Origin of the sequence: Acinetobacter sp. I-MWF, from assembly GCF_025433935.1 — a bacterium.
GTDB lineage: Bacteria > Pseudomonadota > Gammaproteobacteria > Pseudomonadales > Moraxellaceae > Acinetobacter > Acinetobacter guillouiae.
Genome location: NZ_JAMBAR010000010.1, coordinates 1 through 319 on the forward strand (window position 1 = coordinate 1; position 319 = coordinate 319).

General features: G+C 40.8%; 1 pseudogene. It reads right to left on the bottom strand.

From position 1 onward, the window contains the following. A pseudogene (locus tag M2R48_RS21120) lies at positions 1-319 on the bottom strand (hypothetical protein); the annotation flags it as partial.

Consider the following 319-nt stretch of genomic DNA (forward strand, 5'->3'; position numbering starts at 1 on the left):
GTCTTTGCTTAAAGCAAATGCGACATTATTACCTGTCTTGGTTGCTGTAAGGTTAGTATCCGCTGGAGTTGCTACACCAATATCAACCGTGTCACCCGCTTTAATCGAACCACTGTTCTTACCGTTGGTTTGTAAGTTAAAGCCACCTTTTAAAGTCGTGATGTCAGATGTATTGGTCGCAATATTTGATGTATTCGTTGCGATATTTGACGTATTGGTTGCGATGTCTTTGCTATTCTGAGCTACATTCTGGTTTGTCGTATAAAGCTGACTACCATTGATTGCATCTGTTGAGTTTGCAGAAACATCACCCGCTTTA